Origin of the sequence: Cellulomonas sp. S1-8 (assembly GCF_026184235.1) — a bacterium.
Taxonomy (GTDB): Bacteria; Actinomycetota; Actinomycetes; order Actinomycetales; family Cellulomonadaceae; genus Cellulomonas.
The window spans coordinates 2580107-2597676 of the sequence record NZ_CP110806.1 but is presented as its reverse complement, the minus strand read 5'-3'; the positions used below and the strand labels follow the sequence as shown (position 1 = coordinate 2597676).

18 protein-coding genes, 2 tRNA genes, 1 pseudogene and 1 riboswitch are annotated in these 17570 nt (G+C 71.3%); of the genes and pseudogenes, 10 read left to right on the top strand and 11 right to left on the bottom strand.

All coding sequences use genetic code 11. The annotated features are described in order from the left end of the window. Positions 1–15: 15 nt before the first annotated feature. From OKX07_RS11700 to OKX07_RS11685, 4 genes are all read left to right on the top strand, one after another. On the top strand, positions 16–1662 hold the full coding sequence (locus tag OKX07_RS11700) for an ABC transporter permease subunit (RefSeq protein ID WP_265628248.1): 1647 nt from the start codon (positions 16–18) through the stop codon (positions 1660–1662). After that, complete coding sequence (locus tag OKX07_RS11695) at positions 1662–2546, top strand: sugar ABC transporter permease (RefSeq protein ID WP_265628247.1); 885 nt, start codon at positions 1662–1664, stop codon at positions 2544–2546. The genes OKX07_RS11700 and OKX07_RS11695 overlap by 1 nt, the downstream gene beginning before the upstream one ends. Positions 2547–2612: 66 nt before the next feature. Then, positions 2613–3104, top strand: a complete 492-nt coding sequence (locus OKX07_RS11690; protein ID WP_265628246.1) for a hypothetical protein — start codon at positions 2613–2615, stop codon at positions 3102–3104. A 44-nt stretch (positions 3105–3148) separates the two neighbouring features. Continuing rightward, entirely contained in the window at positions 3149–4432 is a 1284-nt protein-coding gene (locus OKX07_RS11685; protein ID WP_265628245.1) for a deoxyguanosinetriphosphate triphosphohydrolase, read from the top strand. 996 nt (positions 4433–5428) lie between these two features. On the opposite strand, the gene OKX07_RS11680 is transcribed toward OKX07_RS11685, so the two are convergent. After that, positions 5429–5881 carry an AAA family ATPase gene (locus OKX07_RS11680; protein WP_265628244.1) on the bottom strand — a complete coding sequence of 151 codons (453 nt, stop codon included), beginning with the start codon at positions 5879–5881 and terminating at the stop codon, positions 5429–5431. A gap of 869 nt (positions 5882–6750) precedes the next feature. Between OKX07_RS11680 and OKX07_RS11675 the strand changes: the two are divergent. Further along, positions 6751–6864, top strand: a pseudogene (locus tag OKX07_RS11675) (hypothetical protein); the annotation flags it as partial. A gap of 21 nt (positions 6865–6885) precedes the next feature. Here the strand turns inward: OKX07_RS11675 and OKX07_RS11670 are convergent. After that, positions 6886–7218 carry a YciI family protein gene (locus OKX07_RS11670; protein ID WP_322746849.1) on the bottom strand — a complete coding sequence of 111 codons (333 nt, stop codon included), beginning with the start codon at positions 7216–7218 and terminating at the stop codon, positions 6886–6888. A 122-nt stretch (positions 7219–7340) separates the two neighbouring features. Between OKX07_RS11670 and dnaG the strand changes: the two genes are divergently transcribed. Beyond that, entirely contained in the window at positions 7341–9305 is a 1965-nt protein-coding gene (dnaG, locus tag OKX07_RS11665; protein ID WP_265628242.1) for a DNA primase, read from the top strand. 36 nt (positions 9306–9341) lie between these two features. Here the strand turns inward: dnaG and OKX07_RS11660 are convergent, their stop codons facing one another. Both OKX07_RS11660 and OKX07_RS11655 read right to left on the bottom strand, forming a co-directional pair. Further along, the gene (locus OKX07_RS11660; protein ID WP_265628241.1) at positions 9342–10136 is read right to left on the bottom strand and encodes a transglutaminase-like domain-containing protein; all 795 of its coding nucleotides are present in this window, start codon (positions 10134–10136) and stop codon (positions 9342–9344) included. Between the two features lie 297 nt (positions 10137–10433). Beyond that, positions 10434–10844: a phage holin family protein gene (locus OKX07_RS11655; protein WP_265628240.1), complete on the bottom strand. Its 411-nt coding sequence runs from the start codon at positions 10842–10844 to the stop codon at positions 10434–10436. A 74-nt stretch (positions 10845–10918) separates the two neighbouring features. On the opposite strand from OKX07_RS11655, the gene OKX07_RS11650 reads away from it, so the two are divergent. Continuing rightward, positions 10919–11512 carry a metallophosphoesterase family protein gene (locus OKX07_RS11650; protein WP_265628239.1) on the top strand — a complete coding sequence of 198 codons (594 nt, stop codon included), beginning with the start codon at positions 10919–10921 and terminating at the stop codon, positions 11510–11512. Between the two features lie 2 nt (positions 11513–11514). Here the strand turns inward: OKX07_RS11650 and OKX07_RS11645 are convergent. From OKX07_RS11645 to OKX07_RS11615, 7 genes are all read right to left on the bottom strand, one after another. Next, positions 11515–11587 (bottom strand) — tRNA-Asn (locus OKX07_RS11645). A gap of 99 nt (positions 11588–11686) precedes the next feature. Further along, a complete protein-coding gene (locus tag OKX07_RS11640) occupies positions 11687–12199 on the bottom strand; it encodes a hypothetical protein (RefSeq protein ID WP_265628238.1) in 513 nt (170 codons plus the stop codon). 143 nt (positions 12200–12342) lie between these two features. Continuing rightward, entirely contained in the window at positions 12343–13026 is a 684-nt protein-coding gene (locus OKX07_RS11635; RefSeq protein ID WP_265628237.1) for a phosphatase PAP2 family protein, read from the bottom strand. Positions 13027–13039: 13 nt separating this feature from the next. Continuing rightward, positions 13040–13741 (bottom strand): phosphatase PAP2 family protein, encoded by a 702-nt coding sequence (locus tag OKX07_RS11630; RefSeq protein ID WP_265628236.1) that lies wholly within the window; start codon positions 13739–13741, stop codon positions 13040–13042. 47 nt (positions 13742–13788) lie between these two features. Continuing rightward, positions 13789–13862 (bottom strand) — tRNA-Ile (locus OKX07_RS11625). A 15-nt stretch (positions 13863–13877) separates the two neighbouring features. Then, positions 13878–15116 carry an RNA polymerase sigma factor gene (locus OKX07_RS11620; protein WP_265628235.1) on the bottom strand — a complete coding sequence of 413 codons (1239 nt, stop codon included), beginning with the start codon at positions 15114–15116 and terminating at the stop codon, positions 13878–13880. Beyond that, positions 15113–15607, bottom strand: a complete 495-nt coding sequence (locus OKX07_RS11615; protein ID WP_322746775.1) for a YciI family protein — start codon at positions 15605–15607, stop codon at positions 15113–15115. The genes OKX07_RS11620 and OKX07_RS11615 overlap by 4 nt, the downstream gene beginning before the upstream one ends. Before the next feature lie 116 nt (positions 15608–15723). Between OKX07_RS11615 and OKX07_RS11610 the strand changes: the two genes are divergently transcribed. The 3 genes from OKX07_RS11610 (at position 15724) to def (ending at position 17540) form a co-directional block, all read left to right on the top strand. Further along, positions 15724–16500, top strand: a complete 777-nt coding sequence (locus OKX07_RS11610) for a DUF1206 domain-containing protein (protein WP_265628234.1) — start codon at positions 15724–15726, stop codon at positions 16498–16500. An 80-nt stretch (positions 16501–16580) separates the two neighbouring features. Beyond that, a riboswitch (cyclic di-GMP riboswitch) is annotated at positions 16581–16655 on the top strand. Positions 16656–16674: 19 nt separating this feature from the next. After that, a complete protein-coding gene (locus tag OKX07_RS11605) occupies positions 16675–16899 on the top strand; it encodes a BldC family transcriptional regulator (protein ID WP_265628233.1) in 225 nt (74 codons plus the stop codon). 152 nt (positions 16900–17051) lie between these two features. Beyond that, positions 17052–17540 carry a peptide deformylase gene (def, locus tag OKX07_RS11600; protein ID WP_265628232.1) on the top strand — a complete coding sequence of 163 codons (489 nt, stop codon included), beginning with the start codon at positions 17052–17054 and terminating at the stop codon, positions 17538–17540. Positions 17541–17570 lie beyond the last annotated feature (30 nt).

The window sequence follows — 17570 nt, the reverse complement described above, 5'->3', positions numbered from 1 at the left end:
TACGGAAGGCGCGCGATGCCCACCCACCCCACCCTCGCCGACGACGCGACGGACCCCGGCGGGACCACGGACGGCCCGCCCGGAACGGCGCCGCCGCCGCGGTCGGGTGGTCGCCCCCGCCGGGACCGCGAGCCCGTGCGACCCGGGCTGCTCGCGAAGATCGCCCTCATGGCCGTCGTCAACGCGCTGGGCGTGTTCGGCGTCCTGGCCGCGTGGCGCGAGGGCCACGTCGGCATCCTCGTCTCGATGCTCGTGCTGGTCCTCGCCGCGGACTGGGTCTACTTCTCGCGTCGCACCCTGCCGCTGAAGTACGTCCTGCCGGGGCTCGCGTTCCTGCTCGTCTACCAGGTGTACGTCGTCGGGTACACGGGCTGGGTCGCGTTCACCAACTACGGCGACGGCCACAACTCCACGCAGGCCGACGCCGTGTCGGCCCTGCTCATGCAGAACGAGCGGCGCGTCGAGGGCTCCGCCACCTACCCGCTGACGGTCGTCGAGCGCGGCGGCGAGCTCGGGTTCGCCATCGTCGAGGACGGCGAGGCCCGGGTCGGCACCGCCGAGCAGCCGATGGCCGTCGAGGACGGCGCGACGGTCGACGACGGCCGCGTCACGCAGGTGCCGGGCGCCACGGTGCTGGAGCGTCAGGAGGTCCTCGCACGGCAGTCCGAGGTCACGGACCTGCGGGTCGCGCTGTCCGACGACCCGAACGACGGGTCGGTGCGCACGCAGGACGCGCGCACCGGGTTCGTCTCGGTGCCGTCGCTCACGTGGGACCCCGACGCCGAGACCATGACGGACGTGACGACGGGCACGGTCTACCACGCGACGTCCGACGGGTGGTTCGAGTCCGACGACGGCCAACGTCTCGCCGTCGGCTGGCGGGTGATGGTCGGCCTCGACAACTTCCGCACCGCCTTCGGCGACGAGCGCTACGCGGGGCCGTTCGTCAAGATCCTGCTCTGGACGTTCGCGTTCGCGATCCTGTCGGTCGTCACCACGTTCCTGCTCGGCCTGTTCCTGGCGATCACCTTCAACGACACGCGGCTGCGCGGGCGCAGGATCTACCGGACGCTGCTGATCTTCCCGTACGCGATCCCCGGGTTCCTGGCGGCGCTGCTGTGGTCCGGGCTGCTCAACCGGTCCTACGGGTTCGTCAACCAGGTGCTGCTCGGCGGCGCCGCGATCCCGTGGCTGACGGACCCGTGGCTCGCCAAGGCGTCCGTCCTCGGCGTGAACCTGTGGCTCGGCTTCCCGTACATGTTCCTCATCTGCACCGGTGCGCTGCAGTCGCTGCCGGGGGACGTGCTCGAGGCCGCGAAGGTCGACGGCGCCGGGGCGCTGCGGACGTGGCGCTCGGTCACGCTGCCGCTCCTGCTCGTCTCGACGGCACCGCTGCTCATCTCGTCGTTCGCCTTCAACTTCAACAACTTCACTCTCATCTACATGCTCACGAACGGGGGGCCGCGGTTCGCCGACGCGTCCGTGCCGCTCGGCCACACCGACATCCTCATCTCGATGGTCTACTCGGTGTCCGGCCTGGACGGCACCGCGGCCAAGAACTACGGCCTGGCCAGCGCGCTGTCGATCGTCGTCTTCGTCATCGTCGCGACCATCTCCGCGATCACGTTCAAGAAGACGAAGCAGTTCGAGGAGATCAACTGATGGCCGGCACCGCGCCCAGCTCGTCCGCGCCCCGCATGCGCCCGCACCGCTGGTTCGCCGAGCTCGGCTGGCGGCACCTCGTCGGCGTCGTCGCCGTCGTGTACGCGGTCTTCCCGATCGTCTACGTCATCTCGGCGTCGCTGTCGCAGGGCGGCACGCTGACCGGCTCCAACCGGCTGTTCGCGACCCTGGACCCCGCCAACTACGAGGCGCTCGGCGGCACCCTGTTCTGGACCTGGTTGGCCAACTCGCTGCAGATCGCGATCGCGACGGGCGTCGGCACCGTGCTCATGGGGGCCGCCGCGGCGTACGCGTTCTCGCGGTTCCGCTTCACGGGGCGGCGCGGTGGCCTGACGGCGCTGCTCATCGTCCAGATGTTCCCGCAGATGCTCGCCTTCGTCGCGATCTTCCTGCTGCTGATCTCGCTGGGCAACGTCGTGCCGGCCCTCGGCCTGAACAGCAAGCTCGCCCTGATCGCCGTCTACCTGGGCGGTGCGCTGGGCGTGAACACGTTCCTCATGTACGGGTTCTTCAACACCGTCCCGCGCGAGCTCGACGAGGCCGCCAAGATCGACGGCGCCACGCACGCCCAGACGTACTGGACGATCATCCTGCGGCTCGTCACGCCGATCCTCGCGGTCGTCGCGCTGCTGTCGTTCATCGCGACGTTCGGCGAGTTCATCATCGCCCGCATGGTGCTGCAGTCGGAGCGCAGCTGGACCGTCGCGGTGGGTCTGTACGGCTGGGTCTCGGCGCTGCTCGAGGCCAACTGGGGGCTCTTCACGGCGGGTGCCGTCATCGCCGCCCTGCCCGTGCTGCTGCTGTTCCTGTTCCTGCAGAAGTACATCGTCGGCGGGCTGACGGCGGGGTCCGTCAAGGGGTGAGCCGGTGACCGGCACGGTGACGTCACCTCGCGCGCGGGGCCTGTGGACAGCGGGCACGGTGCGACCGTGCGCGTCCGTACGCTGCCGACCATGTCGTACAACATGAGCCTCGCCGTCGTCCGGGACACCACGCTCGAGGAGATCGGCGTGGACGACCCGACGCCCGTGTCGTTCGACCTCGCCACCGGATCGGCGGAGATGCGGCTCATGGGCGCCCAGGTGGGCCCGCACGTCCTGGTCGCCGACGCCCTGCTGGGCGCCCGGGTCACACCGCTGGCCGCCGAGCTCGGGCGTCAGGTGTACCTGGTGACGCTCAGCGGGGTGTCCGACACGTACGTCCTCGAGGCGCACGGCCCCGCGACGCGGCTCCTGGTGCACGCCGCCGGCGAGGTGGTGGAGAACCGCGGCGAGCCCCTGCCCGTCGAGGCGCTGCTCGCGTCCTGCGACGATCTCGAGGACGCGCACCTCGCGCTGGTCACCGCGCTGGCCGAGACGGTCCCCGACGCGCTGTGGCACGCGACCTTCGTCTCCCTGACCTCCGAGGGCATGCCGTTCTGACCGACCGCCCCGACCCGACGACGCCACGCCTCTACCCTGGACACGTGACCACCCTCGACCCCGCCGTCCTCGACGCGGACGGCTACGCCGAGGCCGACCGTGAACGCTGGGTGCCCGAAGGGGAGAAGTCGCGCGAGCGCACCCCGTTCGAGCGGGACCGGGCCCGCCTCGTGCACTCCTCGGCGCTGCGCAGGCTCGGCGCCAAGACCCAGGTCCTCGGGCCGTCGTCGGACGACTTCGTGCGCACCCGCCTGACGCACACGCTCGAGGTCGCGCAGGTCGGCCGTGAGCTCGGCAAGGCCCTGGGCTGCGACCCCGACGTCGTCGACTCCGCGTGCCTCGCGCACGACCTGGGTCACCCGCCGTTCGGCCACAACGGGGAGCGCGCGCTCGCGGACCTCGCGCGCGGCATCGGCGGGTTCGAGGGCAATGCCCAGACGCTGCGGCTCCTGACGCGCCTGGACCCCAAGGTCGTCGCACCCGACGGCCGCTCCGTGGGCCTCAACCTCACGCGCGCGAGCCTCGACGCGTCGGTGAAGTACCCGTGGCGGTACGGGCAGGGGCCGATCAGCCCCGCGAGCGGACGCCCGACGCACAAGTTCGGCGTCTACGAGGACGACCTGCCGGTGTTCACCTGGCTCCGTGCCGCCGCGCCCGAGGGTCGCAAGTGCCTCGAGGCGCAGGTGATGGACCTCGCCGACGACATCTCCTACTCGGTGCACGACGTCGAGGACGCCGTCGTCGGCGGACGCCTCGACCTCGCGGTCCTGTCCCACCCGGACGAGCGGGTGCGGGTCGTCGAGGCCGTCGACACCTGGTACGGCGCCCAGGTCACGAGCGCCGAGCTCGAGGCCGCGATGGACCGGCTCGTCGTCGCGCGGCTCTGGGAGCCCGGGTTCGACGGGTCGCGTCGCGCGCTCGCGGTGCTGAAGGACGCGACGAGCCAGCTCATCGGCCGGTTCGCCAAGGCCGCCCAGCAGGCGACGCGCGCGCGCTACGGCGACGGACCGCTGACGCGCTACGCCGCGGAGCTGGTCGTGCCGCACGAGACGCTGGCCGAGATCCTCGTGCTCAAGGGGCTCGCCGTCACGTACGTCATGGCGCCGCGTGAGCTCGAGCCCCTGTACGCGCACCAGCGCGAGGTGCTGACGGACCTCGTCCGGGTGCTGGCCGACCGGGGCCCCGACGTGCTCGAGCCGCCGTTCGCCGCCGACTGGCGCGCGGCCGACGACGACACGCAGCGGCTGCGTGTCGTCGTCGACCAGGTCGCCTCGCTCACCGACGTGTCGGCTGTCGACTTGCACGCACGGCTCGTTCGGTCACGGTGAAGCTCGCGAGTACGCACGTGACCCAGACCGATCTCGACCACTATTGCCGTTGCTCCGGCCCGTCATCAATCGCGATCAGACGTTCGATTGGGTGGGTCCAATGACTTGTCCAGCTCTCGTCGAACTTAACCCGACTCAAGGCGACGCTGGTTATGCGAGACTCGAACCCTTTTAGCGAAACAGGCCTTCGAGCCTTGAAGTGGTTGCAGACTAGGACACTGAGGTACCCGGGCACGTGCTTTCCTTTGATGTTCCGTTGGAGCCTCCCGGACCGGACTGCTGCACCCACGCGCGATCTCACCCATTGTTCGCGAGTGGGGCTATAAGAAGGGCTGGCACGAACGATCGCCCATGCGTCGCGATGCGCCAATTGGTCGACCGGTCCATAAACTTCGGAGTTTATGCGAGACGGCAGCCCATAACGGAGCGAACAACGAACGCGGCACGAAGCAACGACGACTCCGAGTGATACCCATTCTACCCAGGCTGCCGCGATTTGTCTTAACGGTTCCCCGACAGTACCTGCCAGCGCCTTTGCCTCTGACTTGCTCAACGAGAGAGTGTCGGCGAGTGCTTTACGAATATCGGTATGTGCATAGATCTCGGCTTCGACATCCGCATGCATCGTATAGAGCACATGGTTTGAACGTAACCTCCTGCCAGTCAGGTCATCGGCATCCTTATCGAGAGCGATGAGTATGATCCGTTTGTTCTCACTTGAACCCTGAGTCAACACGCCCATCTTCCGAAAGAACGCGTGCAACTTGGTGAGGTGCCTCTTTCCTCCACTCGACTTTCCATCTATAGATATCGTCTCGCCGAGACGGACGTCGATGTTGTAGCCGTGATTTTTGACGCCTTTGCTTTGCCGGCACACTCTGTCGTAGAAAGCGACGTCGTGGTCGCGCCCTTCGACTAGGATCCAGATCCGCTTTGATCTCGCCATCATAGCGCGTCGCGCGAACGCGGCAGCGTCCCTAGGAATTTTAGTCGGATTCACAGTTTACGGATCTTTGAGTCGGGGATGTGCGCCATGATCTCGGGGCTATGAGTGGCAAAAATGAGCTGGCACCGCCCGTTCAGCGCCCGCATGGACTCAACAAGCGTTTCTTGCCAGTCGACGTGAAGCGATAGTTCAGGTTCATCAATGATTACCGAACTCTCTTCGCCACCTAGCGCCAGGAGGAACATCTGGAGCAATTGGCGCTCACCGGACGAAAGCGCGAATAGCGGAATTTCGTCACCATTCACCTGCACATCTATCGATCCTGGCTTGAGAGACACGGCCTTGTCCCCGGCGTACATCATTCGCAGGAGCTGCTCTAGCTCAAATTGCGGTCGTACCGCTTCCCCGATTCGCTTCGTTACCACACGAATGTCTTCGACAATCTCTTGGAGGGAAGCGTCGTCCTTGAATCGATCTGCGAATGACTTGGCATTGAAAGTCACCCGCATATTCTGTGCCCTGAGGAAGTCTCTAGTGAGCTCGTATGCTCGCTGGCTGTCAACGCCGGAAGCTCGAGGGCTAGCCTTGCCTCGTGCTCCGCCGAAGAGAGTCGAAAGAACGCGCGCGAGACCCTCCTGTTGAATATCCCTCACCCGCGCCAGGGAAATGGCCTGGTACGACCTCCAACGGTCTGTTATCTGCTGTGCAAACAAATCGTCTAGCGTCGCTTCATCGATTCGTCCGCGCGTCCTCTCGGGGCGTCGGCTCGAATACTGATCTTCGACAAGTCTGCTTATAGGGAGATATGAGTGCTGCAATTTCCGGACGGGCCGATCGGGTCGCTCCCCATCAAACTTGGTAGTCCATCGTGGATGCTCTCCTGACCTCACTAGAAACTCGAAAGCATCGAGCTCGTCGCGCGTCGAAAGGCTTCCATGAGGGGCAAAGTCGGCCTTGGAAAGTGAACGCGTGATGATTGTGTCGTGCGTCGCACTGTAGATGTCAACGGATATTCGTGAGAACGGAAGTCGGAGGGCCGGAGTCACCTCGTCGCTTAGCGCGCAATGTAGTAGCCGTAGAAACGTTGATTTGCCGGTTCCATTGAGACCCCACAAGATGTTCAAATGGCGATCAAATCTAACGTCTAGGCTGTCGGTGCGACCCGCCAGGCCATCGACGGTTGCGCGCACGATGTGTGCCATCGACTCCTCCTCGTCTCGCGGTACAGACTATGGCGAGTTCGCTCGACAGTCTGAGACTTCGAGCAGCAATTTGAGGCAGAGTGGAACTAGAGGGCAACCCGCAGCTGCGTTCGTCGACGAGCGTCGGCTCGTCGGTTGTCATGCCGCGCAGCTGAGGGCCATCAGACGCAGCGGCCGACGACGACACGCGCCGGCTGCGTGTCGTCGTCGACCGGGTCGCGTCGTTGACCGATGTGTCGGCGGTCGTCCTGCACCACCGGCTGGTGCGCCCGCCGCTGCACTGACCGACACGAGCGCCGCGGGGCTCAGTCGCCGTCGCCCATGGGCCAGAACGGCCGGACCTCGACCCGGCCCGCACGGGCCATCGGGTGTGCCGCCGCGATCGCGACGGCCTCGTCCAGGTCCGCGGCCTCGATGACGTCGTAGCCGGCGATCTGTTCGCGGGTCTCTGCGAACGGCCCGTCGGTCAGCACGACCTTGTCGCCGCGTCGCCGCACCGTCGTGGCGGCCTCGACCGGCCGCAGCCGGTTGCCGTGGTGCCGCATCCCGCGCCCGTCCACGTCGGCGACCCACTGCTCGATCGTCAGGTCGCCGGGTGCGGCGTCCTGCCCCTCGGGGTCGGTGCAGATGAAGAGCATGTACTCCACGTCGTCCTCCTCGTGCCTCGCGGGCGCGGTCCGCCCGGTCACTGCCATGACGGTCGGCCCGCAGGACATTCGACACCACGTGCCACGTCGGCAGGACGCCTAGACTCTCGCCCGTGGCCGGACGGATTCTGCGGGAGGACGTGGAGGCCGTCCGCGAGCGTGTCCGCATCGAGGAGGTCGTCGGTGCGCACGTCGCGCTGCGGCCCGCGGGCGTCGGCTCCCTCAAGGGGCTGTGCCCCTTCCACGACGAGCGCTCGCCCTCGTTCCACGTGCGGCCCCAGGTGGGGCGCTACCACTGCTTCGGGTGCGGTGAGGGCGGCGACGTGATCGCCTTCGTCCAGCAGGTCGACGGGCTCGGTTTCACCGACGCGGTCGAGTACCTGGCGTCGCGCGCGGGCATGCAGCTGCGGTACGAGGAGGGTGGCGGGCCGTCGCGCCCCGGCGAGGAGCCGGGTCGCCGACGCCGCCTGCTGGACGCCCACCGGATCACCGAGGAGTTCTACCGCGAGCAGCTCGTGTCGCCCCAGGCGACGGCGGCGCGGGCGTTCCTCTCCGAGCGTGGGTTCGACCGGACGGCCGCCGACGACTTCGGTGTCGGGTTCGCCCCGCAGGGCTGGGACTCGCTGCTGCGCCACCTGCGCGGACGGGGGTTCACGGAGGCCGAGCTGACTGCGTCGGGCCTGGTCAGCCAGGGGCAGCGCGGCATCTACGACCGGTTCCGCGGCCGTCTGGTGTGGCCGATCCGCGAGGTCACGGGCGAGACCGTCGGCTTCGGTGCACGCCGGCTCTTCGACGAGGACACCGGCCCCAAGTACCTCAACACCCCCGAGACCCCGCTGTACCGCAAGTCGCACGTGCTGTACGGCATCGACCTGGCCAAGCGGGAGATCTCCCGCGCCAAGCAGGTCGTGGTCGTCGAGGGCTACACCGACGTCATGGCCATGCACCTGTCGGGTGTGCCCACGGCGGTGGCGACCTGCGGCACGGCCTTCGGGCCGGACCACGCGCGCATCGTGCGCCGGCTCGTCGGCGACAGCGGGGGAGCGAGCGGGGTCCAGCTCGCCGGGGGGTCGTCGGTGGGCGGCGAGGTCGTCTTCACGTTCGACGGGGACGCTGCCGGGCAGAAGGCCGCGCTGCGCGCCTTCGGCGAGGACCAGGCGTTCTCGGCGCAGACGTTCGTGGCCGTCGAGCCGTCCGGGATGGACCCCTGCGAGCTGCGCCAGGAGCGTGGCCCGGACGCGGTGCGCGCGCTGGTCTCCTCGCGGCAGCCGCTGTTCGAGTTCGTCATCCGCTCGACGCTCGAGGCGCACGACCTGACGACCGCCGAGGGGCGGGTGGGCGCGCTGCGCGCCGCCGCACCGGTGGTCGCGGGCATCCGTGACTCGGCGCTGCGGCCGGAGTACGAGCGGCTGCTCGCCGGGTGGCTCGGCATGGACGACGTCGCCGGGGTCCGTCGGGCCGTCGGCGACGCCGCTCGGCGCGGTCCGCGCGGTGGCACGCGGCCCGCTGCCGACCGGGACGGCGGCCGGCGGCCGACGAGCGCCGCGGGCGACGCACCGACGCCGGTCCCGGTGGTGCGCATGGCCGCACCCGACCGGCGGGACCCCGTCGCGCAGGTCGAGCGCACCGCCCTGGAGGTCGTGCTGCAGCACCCCACGCTCGTCCCTGCGGAGTTCGACGCCCTCGCGCCCGACGCCTGCACGGCACCCGCGTACCGGGCGGTGCACGAGGCCGTGCGGGCCGCCGGGGGAGTGACGGCCGCCCGGGACGTCGTGGCGCGGGCCGGTGAGGCCGCGTGGGTGGGGGCGGTGCTCGAGGAGGCCGCCGAGCCCGTGCACTCGCTGCTCACCGAGCTCTCGGTGGCGCCGCTGCCCGAGGACCGGCCCGGGTCGTTGCCCGGCTACGTCCGTGGCGTCGTGCTGCGGCTCGTCGACATCGGGGTCACGCGCCGGATCGCCGACGTCCGCGGGCGGCTGCAGCGGCTCGGCGGCGACGCGGACCCGGCTGAGCAGCGCACGCTGCTGGGCGAGCTGCTCGAGCTCGAGTCGCAGCGCCGCACGCTGCGCGAGCCCGCCTGAGGGGTCTGCGCGCGGCCACCCCACCCGGCCTGCAGGTCAGCGCAGCGGGACCAGTCCCGTGCCGTCGTCCTCGAGGCGGGTGTCCGTCACGGCGGTCACTGTCATCGAGCGCAGGCGCAGGCTGCCGCCGTAGTACGACAGGAACGCGGTGTCCGTCGCGTCACGGCCCGTCGCGATGCGCAGCAGCGACGCGCGCGGGGCCAGGCGCGTCGCGTCCACCACGTACCAGGCGCCCTCGACGTACGCCTCGGCGACCGCGTGGAAGTCCATCGGCTTGAGCCCCGGGGCGTACACCGAGGCGAGCCGTGCCGGGACGTCGCACGCGCGCAGCAGGGCCACGACGAGGTGCGCGAAGTCGCGGCACACGCCCCGCCGCTTGAGCAGCGTGTCGGTGGCGCCGTCGGTCGGCAGGCTCGACCCGGACAGGTACGTCACGTGCCGGCTCACCCACAGGACCACGGCGTCGAGCAGGTCCGGACCGGCCAGCCCGCGGAACTGGTCGCGCGCGAACGCCAGGAGCCGGTCGGAGTCGACGTACCGGCTGGGCCGGCGGTACTCGACGAGGTCGACGTCCTCGAGCGCGGCGGGGTCCGCGTGCCCGGTGACGTTGGCCTGGTAGTCGACGACGACGCGGCCCTGCGGGGCCAGGATCCGGTGGATGCGGCCGCCGTGCGGCGTCTTGATCTCCTGCACGTCGAGCGGTGAGTCGTCGGTGCGCACGAGGAGCAGCTCGCTGCGCTCGTACGGCCCGTCCGCCACGGCGACGGACAGCAGCAGCTCGAGCGGGGCGTGCACGTCGAGCGAGAGGTGGGTGGCCACGGAGCGCAGCACGGACGACGCATCCTTCCCCGGCCAGGACGGGCCGGACGACGGGTGGTGACAGGGGGATCCGACGCGGGGTCGACGACGCGTCCGGGGTCCTGTCGGCGGTGCCGGCGGGTGCCCGGACGGGGGCACGGCAAAGCAGGGGTGAGGCGAGGTGGTGGTCCCGGGACGAGCGGGAGTGAGGCAAGTGTGAGGCTCACGCGGTCGTTCGTCCAGCCCCTCCACCGTGTGGTGCATCGGTGCAGGTCACGGCGGTGTTCGGGGGGGTGCCGGACTCCCCTGGGAGGGGGTGCGCCGGCGCGCTCAGCGCGCGGTGGTCGCGGCCTCGCCGCCCGCTCGCCGGGCACGCTTCTCCCGCAGCATGAGGAACGGCAGCGTGAAGGTCGCCACCGCGGTGACCGCCCAGACGATGATCGTGGCGAGCACCCACGTCGAGACGCCGCTGATCCGCAGGCCGTCGGTCAGCAGGTGCGCGAGGAGCAGCGCGACGTACGTCGACAGCAGCCCGATCCCGCCGAGGAACGCAGGTGCGTACCGGCTGCTCATCTTGAAGACGAACGGCGAGAGCACCGACTGGGCGATGGCGAACACCGCGACGGTCACCACGAAACCCGAGGCGGTGACCGTGAACCCGTCGAGCACCGCGGCCGCGACGAGCAGGCCGAGCGCGGCGGAGAGCAGGAAGATCAGCGTGCGCAGCAGCAGCCGGACCATGAGCCCAACGTAGACCCGCAGGGGCGCCGTGGGCGAGGGTGCGACGACGAGTCGCCTGGAGGAGCATCGAGGAGATGACGACCGCCGCCCCCGCCGCCCCGTCGGCCGTCCGTGTCCTCGTGGTCGCGGACACGCACGTCCCCGCCCGCGCCCGTGACCTGCCCCCGGTGCTGTGGCAGGCGGTGGCCGACGCCGACCTCGTGGTCCACGCGGGGGACTGGGTGACCACCGACCTGCTCGACCGCGTCGAGGAGCGCGCCGCCCGCCTGCTGGCGTGCCACGGCAACAACGACCCGCCGGCCCTGGTGGCGCGCCTGCCCGAGGTCGCGCGCACGGTGGTCGCGGGCGTGCGGCTCGCCGTCGTCCACGAGACGGGGGCGGCGGCCGGGCGCGAGCGGCGGTGCGACGAGCGCTTCACCGACGTCGACGTGCTCGTCTTCGGGCACAGCCACATCCCGTGGGACTCCGTGACACCGCGGGGCGTGCGTCTGCTCAACCCGGGCTCGCCGACCGACCGCCGCCGGCAGCCCGCGTGCACCTACCTGACGTGCACGCTGCGCGCGGGAGCCGTCGAGGACGTCGAGCTCCATCGCCTGCCGCTGCGGACGGCGCCACCACGACGAACGGCGCCCCTCGCGGAGCGCCGTCCTGCCTCTGACCTGCTCTGATGCTCCCCCGACTGGACTCGAACCAGTAACCCTTCGATTAACAGTCGAATGCTCTGCCAATTGAGCTACGGGGGATCGTGCGGGGAAAACGATAGCAGGCCCGCCGGGGTGAGCCGGACGCCGCCCGGAGCACCCGGGATGCCCCCGGGACGCCCCCGGGACGCCCCGGAGGGCTCACGGCACCAGGCCGGCCTCCGCGCGCACGCGCGCCTCGGCGTCGGCCACGCGGCGGGCGGTGGCGGGGTCGGTGAGGTCGACCGGGCCCTCGCCGATCACCTGCGTGAACAGGGCGCCGTCCTCGTCGCGACGCAGGGCGACCCGCAACGGTGCGCGCACCCCGGGCACGACGACGTTCTCGACGTGCACGACGGACTGCTGCACGCGCTCGCGGAACGTCTGGGTCAGGTCCCACGCGTCGTCGTCGTCCGCGAGGACGAGCGCGGTGCGGGCGCCGTTCACCCAGTGCACGGTCAGGGTGCGGGTCTGCGCGTCCAGGGACCCGCGGTCGACGTCGGCCCACGGCGTGCGGGCCGCGCCGTCGTCGCCGACGAGGTGCAGGGCGCGGCGCGAGGCCACCACCCACCGCCCGTCGTCGAGCGGGGTGGTCGCGAGGATCGCGTCGGCCCGCAGGTCGAGCACGCGTCGCAGGGGATCGGGCAGCCGGCGACGCCGGGAGAACAGGGCCACGGCACCACGGTAGTCGCGTCCGCGACGGCACCGGTGCGTTCGGACGGGCGCGGACCGAGGAAGTGGTCACATCTGCACGCCCCGGCGCCGGAAGTGGTCACCTGTGTGACCACTTCCACGCTCGCCCGTTCGTGGGCTCGGGGTCAGGGGGTGCGGCGGAGGTAGTTCCAGGAGAGGACGGCGCAGGTGGCGCCGTTGAGGAAGCCGACGATGACGTCGGTGGGGGAGTGCATCCCGCGGTAGGCGCGTGCGACGCCGACGGCCACCGGGACGAGCACGCACAGGACCGTGACGAGCCACCGCAGCACGGGGCGCTCGATGCGCTGCGCCTGCATCGCGAGCGTCAGGTAGAACGCGGCCGCGGCGCCCGTGTGGCCGCTCGGGTAGCTCGACGTCGGCGGGGCGTGGTCGAGCTGGTCGACGTCGGGACGCTCGCGCCCGACGACCAGCGAGGACGACAGGAAGATCACGGCCTGCACCGCCACGGCCAGACCCGGGACGATCGCGTACCACCACTGCCGAGTCCGCCACCACGTCAGCGCGATCGCCAGCACGCACGCGCCGATGAGGAACTCCGTCTGGCCGATGGCCGAGAGCACCGTCGTCACGGCATCGAGCGCCGGTGTGCGCTGCTGGACGAACCACTCGTTGACGGCGTACTCGCCCTCCAGGTTGCCCAGGGGCCCCGTGATGAGCAGGCCGAGGCCCACCACGACGCACCACAGCACCACTGCGGGGAGCAGCACCCGTCGCGCCAGGTCGCGCCGGACCTGCTGCGCCGTGGGCCTGCTGGTGTCGGTCTGGTAGCGGTGCCAGAAGGCGTGCACGTGTCCTCCGGTGTCAGGGGGTGGAGCCGGTCGGGTCGAGCTGGTCGTCGATCGGGGTGCCGGCCGCGGTCCGGCGGTAGCCGACGTACGACGCACCGGCGATCGCCGCGCCGAGCAGCACACCGCCCACGACGTCGGACGGGTAGTGCACGCCGAGCAGCACGCGGTCCGCGGCCGTGAGCAGCACGAACGCGACGGCCGCCGCCGGCACCACGACCCGCCCCCGGCGGCCCAGCACCGGCCACACCAGCAGCGTCAGCGTCACGGCGACGACCGAGGCGTTCGTCGCGTGGCCGGACGGGAAGCTCGAGCCGGGCGCGCGGGCCACGGCGTCCTCGATCACGGGACGCGCGCGCTGAACGATCCCCTTGGCGGCGAGCTGCAGGACCCACCCCGCGGCGACCGTCCCTGCCGCCCAGAGCGCGCGGTCGCCCAGACCGTGCCGGCGCCACGCCCAGACGCACACCACCGGGACCAGGATCAGGTTCACCCACCGGGCCGCGGCCGCCTCCTGCCAGGCGATCAGCGCGGTCCGCAGCGCGTCCGACTCCCGCGTCAGGTCCGTGGCGGCGCGCACGACGGCCTCGTCGAACGTCACGACCGCGCCGGACCCGCCGCGCACGACGACGGCCAGCGCGACGACCGGGAGCACGACCGCGGCGCCGAACGCGGCGGCGTGCAGCAACGCACGACGACGGACGGGGGCGGCGCGCATGGCGAGACCCTAGAGGCGGGTGCCCGGGGACGCACGCCGGGAGTCGGTGGGCCAGGTGGGGCTTGAACCCACGACCGACGGATTATGAGTCCGCTGCTCTGACCGACTGAGCTACTGGCCCCTGCTGCCGAGCACGCTACCGGAGCGGGTCGCTGATCTGCGGAGACGTCGGGGCCGGGGGACCGTCGTCGGCCCGCGCGAGCAGGTACGTGCGCACGTCCGCGTCGTCCGCGAGCTCGGCCGCCCGCCGGTAGGCCGTCGCCGCGTCGCCGCGCCGGCCCGCGCTCACCAGCAGGGCCGCGCGCGCCGCCCACCACGGCTGGAACGCCGGGTCGGGCTGAGGAGGGAGGGCCGCCAGGCCGGCATCCGGACCGTCGAGCCGACCCACGACGACGGCCAGCGCGACGCGCGCCCCGAGGCTGGGGGCCACGGCGTCGAGGGCGAGGTACAGCGTGCGCAGCGCGGACCAGTCGGTGGTCCCGGTGCGGCGCCGGTCGCAGTGCACGGCCTGGACGGCCGCCTCCAGGCGGAACCGGCCGGGCACGCCGGGCCGCTCGGAGCGACGCAGGTACGCCTCGCCCTCCGCGATCAGGTCGCCGCGCCACGTGCTCGCGTCCTGCTCGTCCAGCGGGACGAACGGGCCGGGGCGGCGGCGCGCCAGCGCGAACGTGACCAGCGCCGCCAGGGCCCACGCCTCCGGGTCGTCGTCCAGCAGCGCCGCGAGCACGACCGCCAGGTGCTGCGCCTCGCCCGCGAGGCCGCGCCCGTCCTGCCGCCACGTCGCCGCGGCCGCGCCGTACACGGCCTCGAGGACGGCCGGCAGACGCTCGACCAGCACCGACCGGTCCGGCAGCACGAAGGGGATGCGGGCCGTGGCGATGCGGCGCTTGGCGCGCACGAGGCGTTGCGCCATCGTCGCCGGCGGCACCGAGAACAGCCGCGCGACCTGTGCGGCCTCCAGGCCCAGCACGGTCTGCAGCATCAGCGGCGTGCGGACCTCGGGCGCGATCGCAGGGTGCGCGCACACCAGCAGCAGCGCGAGGCGGCGGTCCGGGACGGCGTCGGGGTCGACGTCGGCGAGCGGGTCCGCCGCCGCGGCGTCCACGACGTCGTCGTCCAGCGGGGCGGACGTGCGGTGCGCCGCGGAGCGCCAGACGTCGCGGATGCGGTGCCGGGCCACGGTGAGCAGCCAGCCGTCGGGGTTGCGCGGCACACCGGAGTCCGGCCACGTGCGCAGCGCCTGCTCGAAGGCCGTGGCGAGAGCGTCCTCGGCGAGGGCCAGGTCGCCCGCGGCGGCGGCGAGCAGCGCCAGCAGACGGCCGTACGAGTCCCGGGCGGCGCGCTCGGCCGCCGCCCGGGCCTCGTCGACGCTCACGCGCTCGGCATCCACACGCCGTCGACGGTGTGCAGCGCGCCGGGCCGGACCTCGACCGGACCCCAGTCCGTCGACGGCGCCCGCCGCGCCCACTCCAGTGCCGCGTCCAGGTCCGGGACGTCGATGACGAACGTGCCGCCGAGCTGCTCCTTGGTGTCGGCGAACGGACCGTCCTGCACCTGCAGGACGCCGTCCACGGTGCGCACCGTGGTGGTGGCGACGGACGGCTGCAGGACCTCGCCCGCCACGAGGACGCCGGCGGCCTGCAGCGTCGCGGCGTAGGCGGTGAAGGCGCGCTGCCCATACTCGATGCCCTCGGGCCCGAGCTCCTCGGGGCTCATCTCGGGGTAGTGCAGCAGCAGGGTGTAGCGCATGACGTCCTCCTGGGGACCGTGCGTGCCGACCTCGTCGACAGGGTAGGGCGCGGCCGCCGGGCGGTCCGCGGTCGGGGCGTCGGACCCCGTCGTCGTCATGACGATCTCGCGCGGCACCGATCGACACCCGGCGGGCCACGCTCCTCCGGATGCCGAACCCGCCGAGCGCTGCCACGATCTCTGCGGGCACCGGCGCACGTCGGAGGGGGAGGGGCCCACGTCGAGGAGGTGACATGGCCACGGTCGCGACGAGGTCCCCGCAGGGCGCATGGGAGCTGGGAGCACGCGCGGGCTACGCCGCCAGCGGTCTGGTGCACGTGCTGATCGGCGTGCTCGCGGCACAGCTCGCGCTCGGCTCGTCGAGCGGCAGCGCCGACGAGTCCGGGGCGTTCTCGGCGATCGCCGCCACGCCCTTCGGGGCCGGGGTGCTCTGGGTCAGCGTCGTCGCCTTCGTCGCGCTCGGCGCCTGGCAGGCGGCGGCCGCGCTGAGCGGTGCGGCGGGTGAGACGTCGGACCGGGTCAAGGCGGGCGCCAAGGCCGTGATCTACCTGGCGCTGGCGGCCGCCGCGTACACGGTGCTGCAGGGCGGGTCGAGCGGCGGGCAGACGTCGAGCACCACGGCGACGCTCATGCAGGCGCCGGGCGGGCGGCTGCTCGTCGGCGCCGTGGGGGTGGGTGTCGTCGTCGTCGGGGTTTACCACGTCTACAAGGGCCTGACGAAGAAGTTCCTCGAGGACCTGCACCGGCTGCCGACCGGCACGGCGGGCCGCGTCGCCCGCATGGCGGGCGTGGTGGGGTACGCGGCCAAGGGTGTGGCGCTGACGATCGTCGGCGTGCTCTTCGTCGTCGCCGCGACCAATGCGAACCCGCAGGAGGCGACCGGTCTCGACGGTGCCCTGCAGACCCTGCGGGATGCCCCGGCCGGCCCGGTCCTGCTGATGCTGGTCGCGGCGGGCCTCGTCGCTTTCGGTGGGTACTGCGGTGTTAGGTCCCGGTTCGGCAGGCTGTGACTTTTCACCCGCTCCGGACAGATCTGGCATGGCGGCGGTTCTTGCACGCTTGTCCAGATTGGGGCATAGTCGAAGACGTCAGCGACAAACGGCAAACCCGCCGCAAGGTGGGGACGCAAAGCCACGGGGCCTACTGGGCCAGCCGAGCTACCGAACGACGAAGGAGTACCAGCCATGGCTGTTCACACGTCTGTCACCGAGGCTCCCCTCTCGCAGGGCGCTCTGCTCACCCCGGGTGAGGTTGCGGTGCTGTTCCGCGTCGACCCCAAGACGGTGACGCGCTGGGCCCAGGCCGGCAAGCTCTCCGCGGTCCGCACGCTCGGGGGGCACCGCCGCTTCCACGAGGCCGAGGTCCGCTCGCTCCTCACCGGCGTCCCGCAGCAGCGCGCCGGGGAGTGATCTCGCGTCGTCGATGACGACGCGTCGAACGACGCCGATGCCGGTGGTGACCTGGTCACCACCGGCATCGTGCTGTGCCCGGACGGGTCCGGCTGCCCGGTGCGGGGTGGTCGCGGGCTCGTCGGACGGGCGCGACATGAAAGGATCGGGTCATGGCCCTGCGTGAGATCCGCATCGTCGGCGACCCCGTGCTGCGCACCCCCTGTGACCCGATCACGACGATCGACGACCGGGTCCGCTCCCTCGTCGAGGACCTCGTCGAGACCGTGGACCAGGAAGGCCGTGCCGGTCTGGCGGCGAACCAGATCGGCGTCGGCCTGCGTGCGTTCTCCTGGAACATCGACGACGAGATCGGGTACGTCCTCAACCCGACGATCGTCGAGCTGTCCGAGGACGAGTACCAGGACGGCGACGAGGGCTGCCTCTCGGTGCCGGGGCTCTGGTACCCGACGCACCGGGCCTGGTACGCCCGCGTCGTCGGGACCGACCTCGACGGGCGCGAGGTCGTGGTCGAGGGCACCGAGCTGATGGCCCGCTGCCTGCAGCACGAGGTGGACCACCTCGACGGCATGCTCTACCTCGACCGGCTCGAACGCTCGGTGCGCAAGAAGGCCATGCGCGCGATCCGCGAGCAGTTGTAGGCCATCCGGTCTGGCGAGTCGCTGGACCTG

Bases quoted from the DNA above. Each gene is read 5' to 3' on its own strand.
- OKX07_RS11700 (WP_265628248.1), top strand. From the start codon at position 16: ATGCCCACCCACCCCACCCTCGCCGACGACGCGACGGACCCCGGCGGG.
- OKX07_RS11695 (WP_265628247.1), top strand. From the start codon at position 1,662: ATGGCCGGCACCGCGCCCAGCTCGTCCGCGCCCCGCATGCGCCCGCAC.
- OKX07_RS11670 (WP_322746849.1), bottom strand. From the start codon at position 7,218: ATGCTCTTCATCTGCACCGACCCCGAGGGGCAGGACGCCGCACCCGGC.
- OKX07_RS11655 (WP_265628240.1), bottom strand. From the start codon at position 10,844: ATGGTCCGGCTGCTGCTGCGCACGCTGATCTTCCTGCTCTCCGCCGCG.
- OKX07_RS11650 (WP_265628239.1), top strand. From the start codon at position 10,919: ATGACGACCGCCGCCCCCGCCGCCCCGTCGGCCGTCCGTGTCCTCGTG.
- OKX07_RS11630 (WP_265628236.1), bottom strand. From the start codon at position 13,741: ATGCGCGCCGCCCCCGTCCGTCGTCGTGCGTTGCTGCACGCCGCCGCG.
- OKX07_RS11610 (WP_265628234.1), top strand. From the start codon at position 15,724: ATGGCCACGGTCGCGACGAGGTCCCCGCAGGGCGCATGGGAGCTGGGA.
- OKX07_RS11605 (WP_265628233.1), top strand. From the start codon at position 16,675: ATGGCTGTTCACACGTCTGTCACCGAGGCTCCCCTCTCGCAGGGCGCT.
- def (WP_265628232.1), top strand. From the start codon at position 17,052: ATGGCCCTGCGTGAGATCCGCATCGTCGGCGACCCCGTGCTGCGCACC.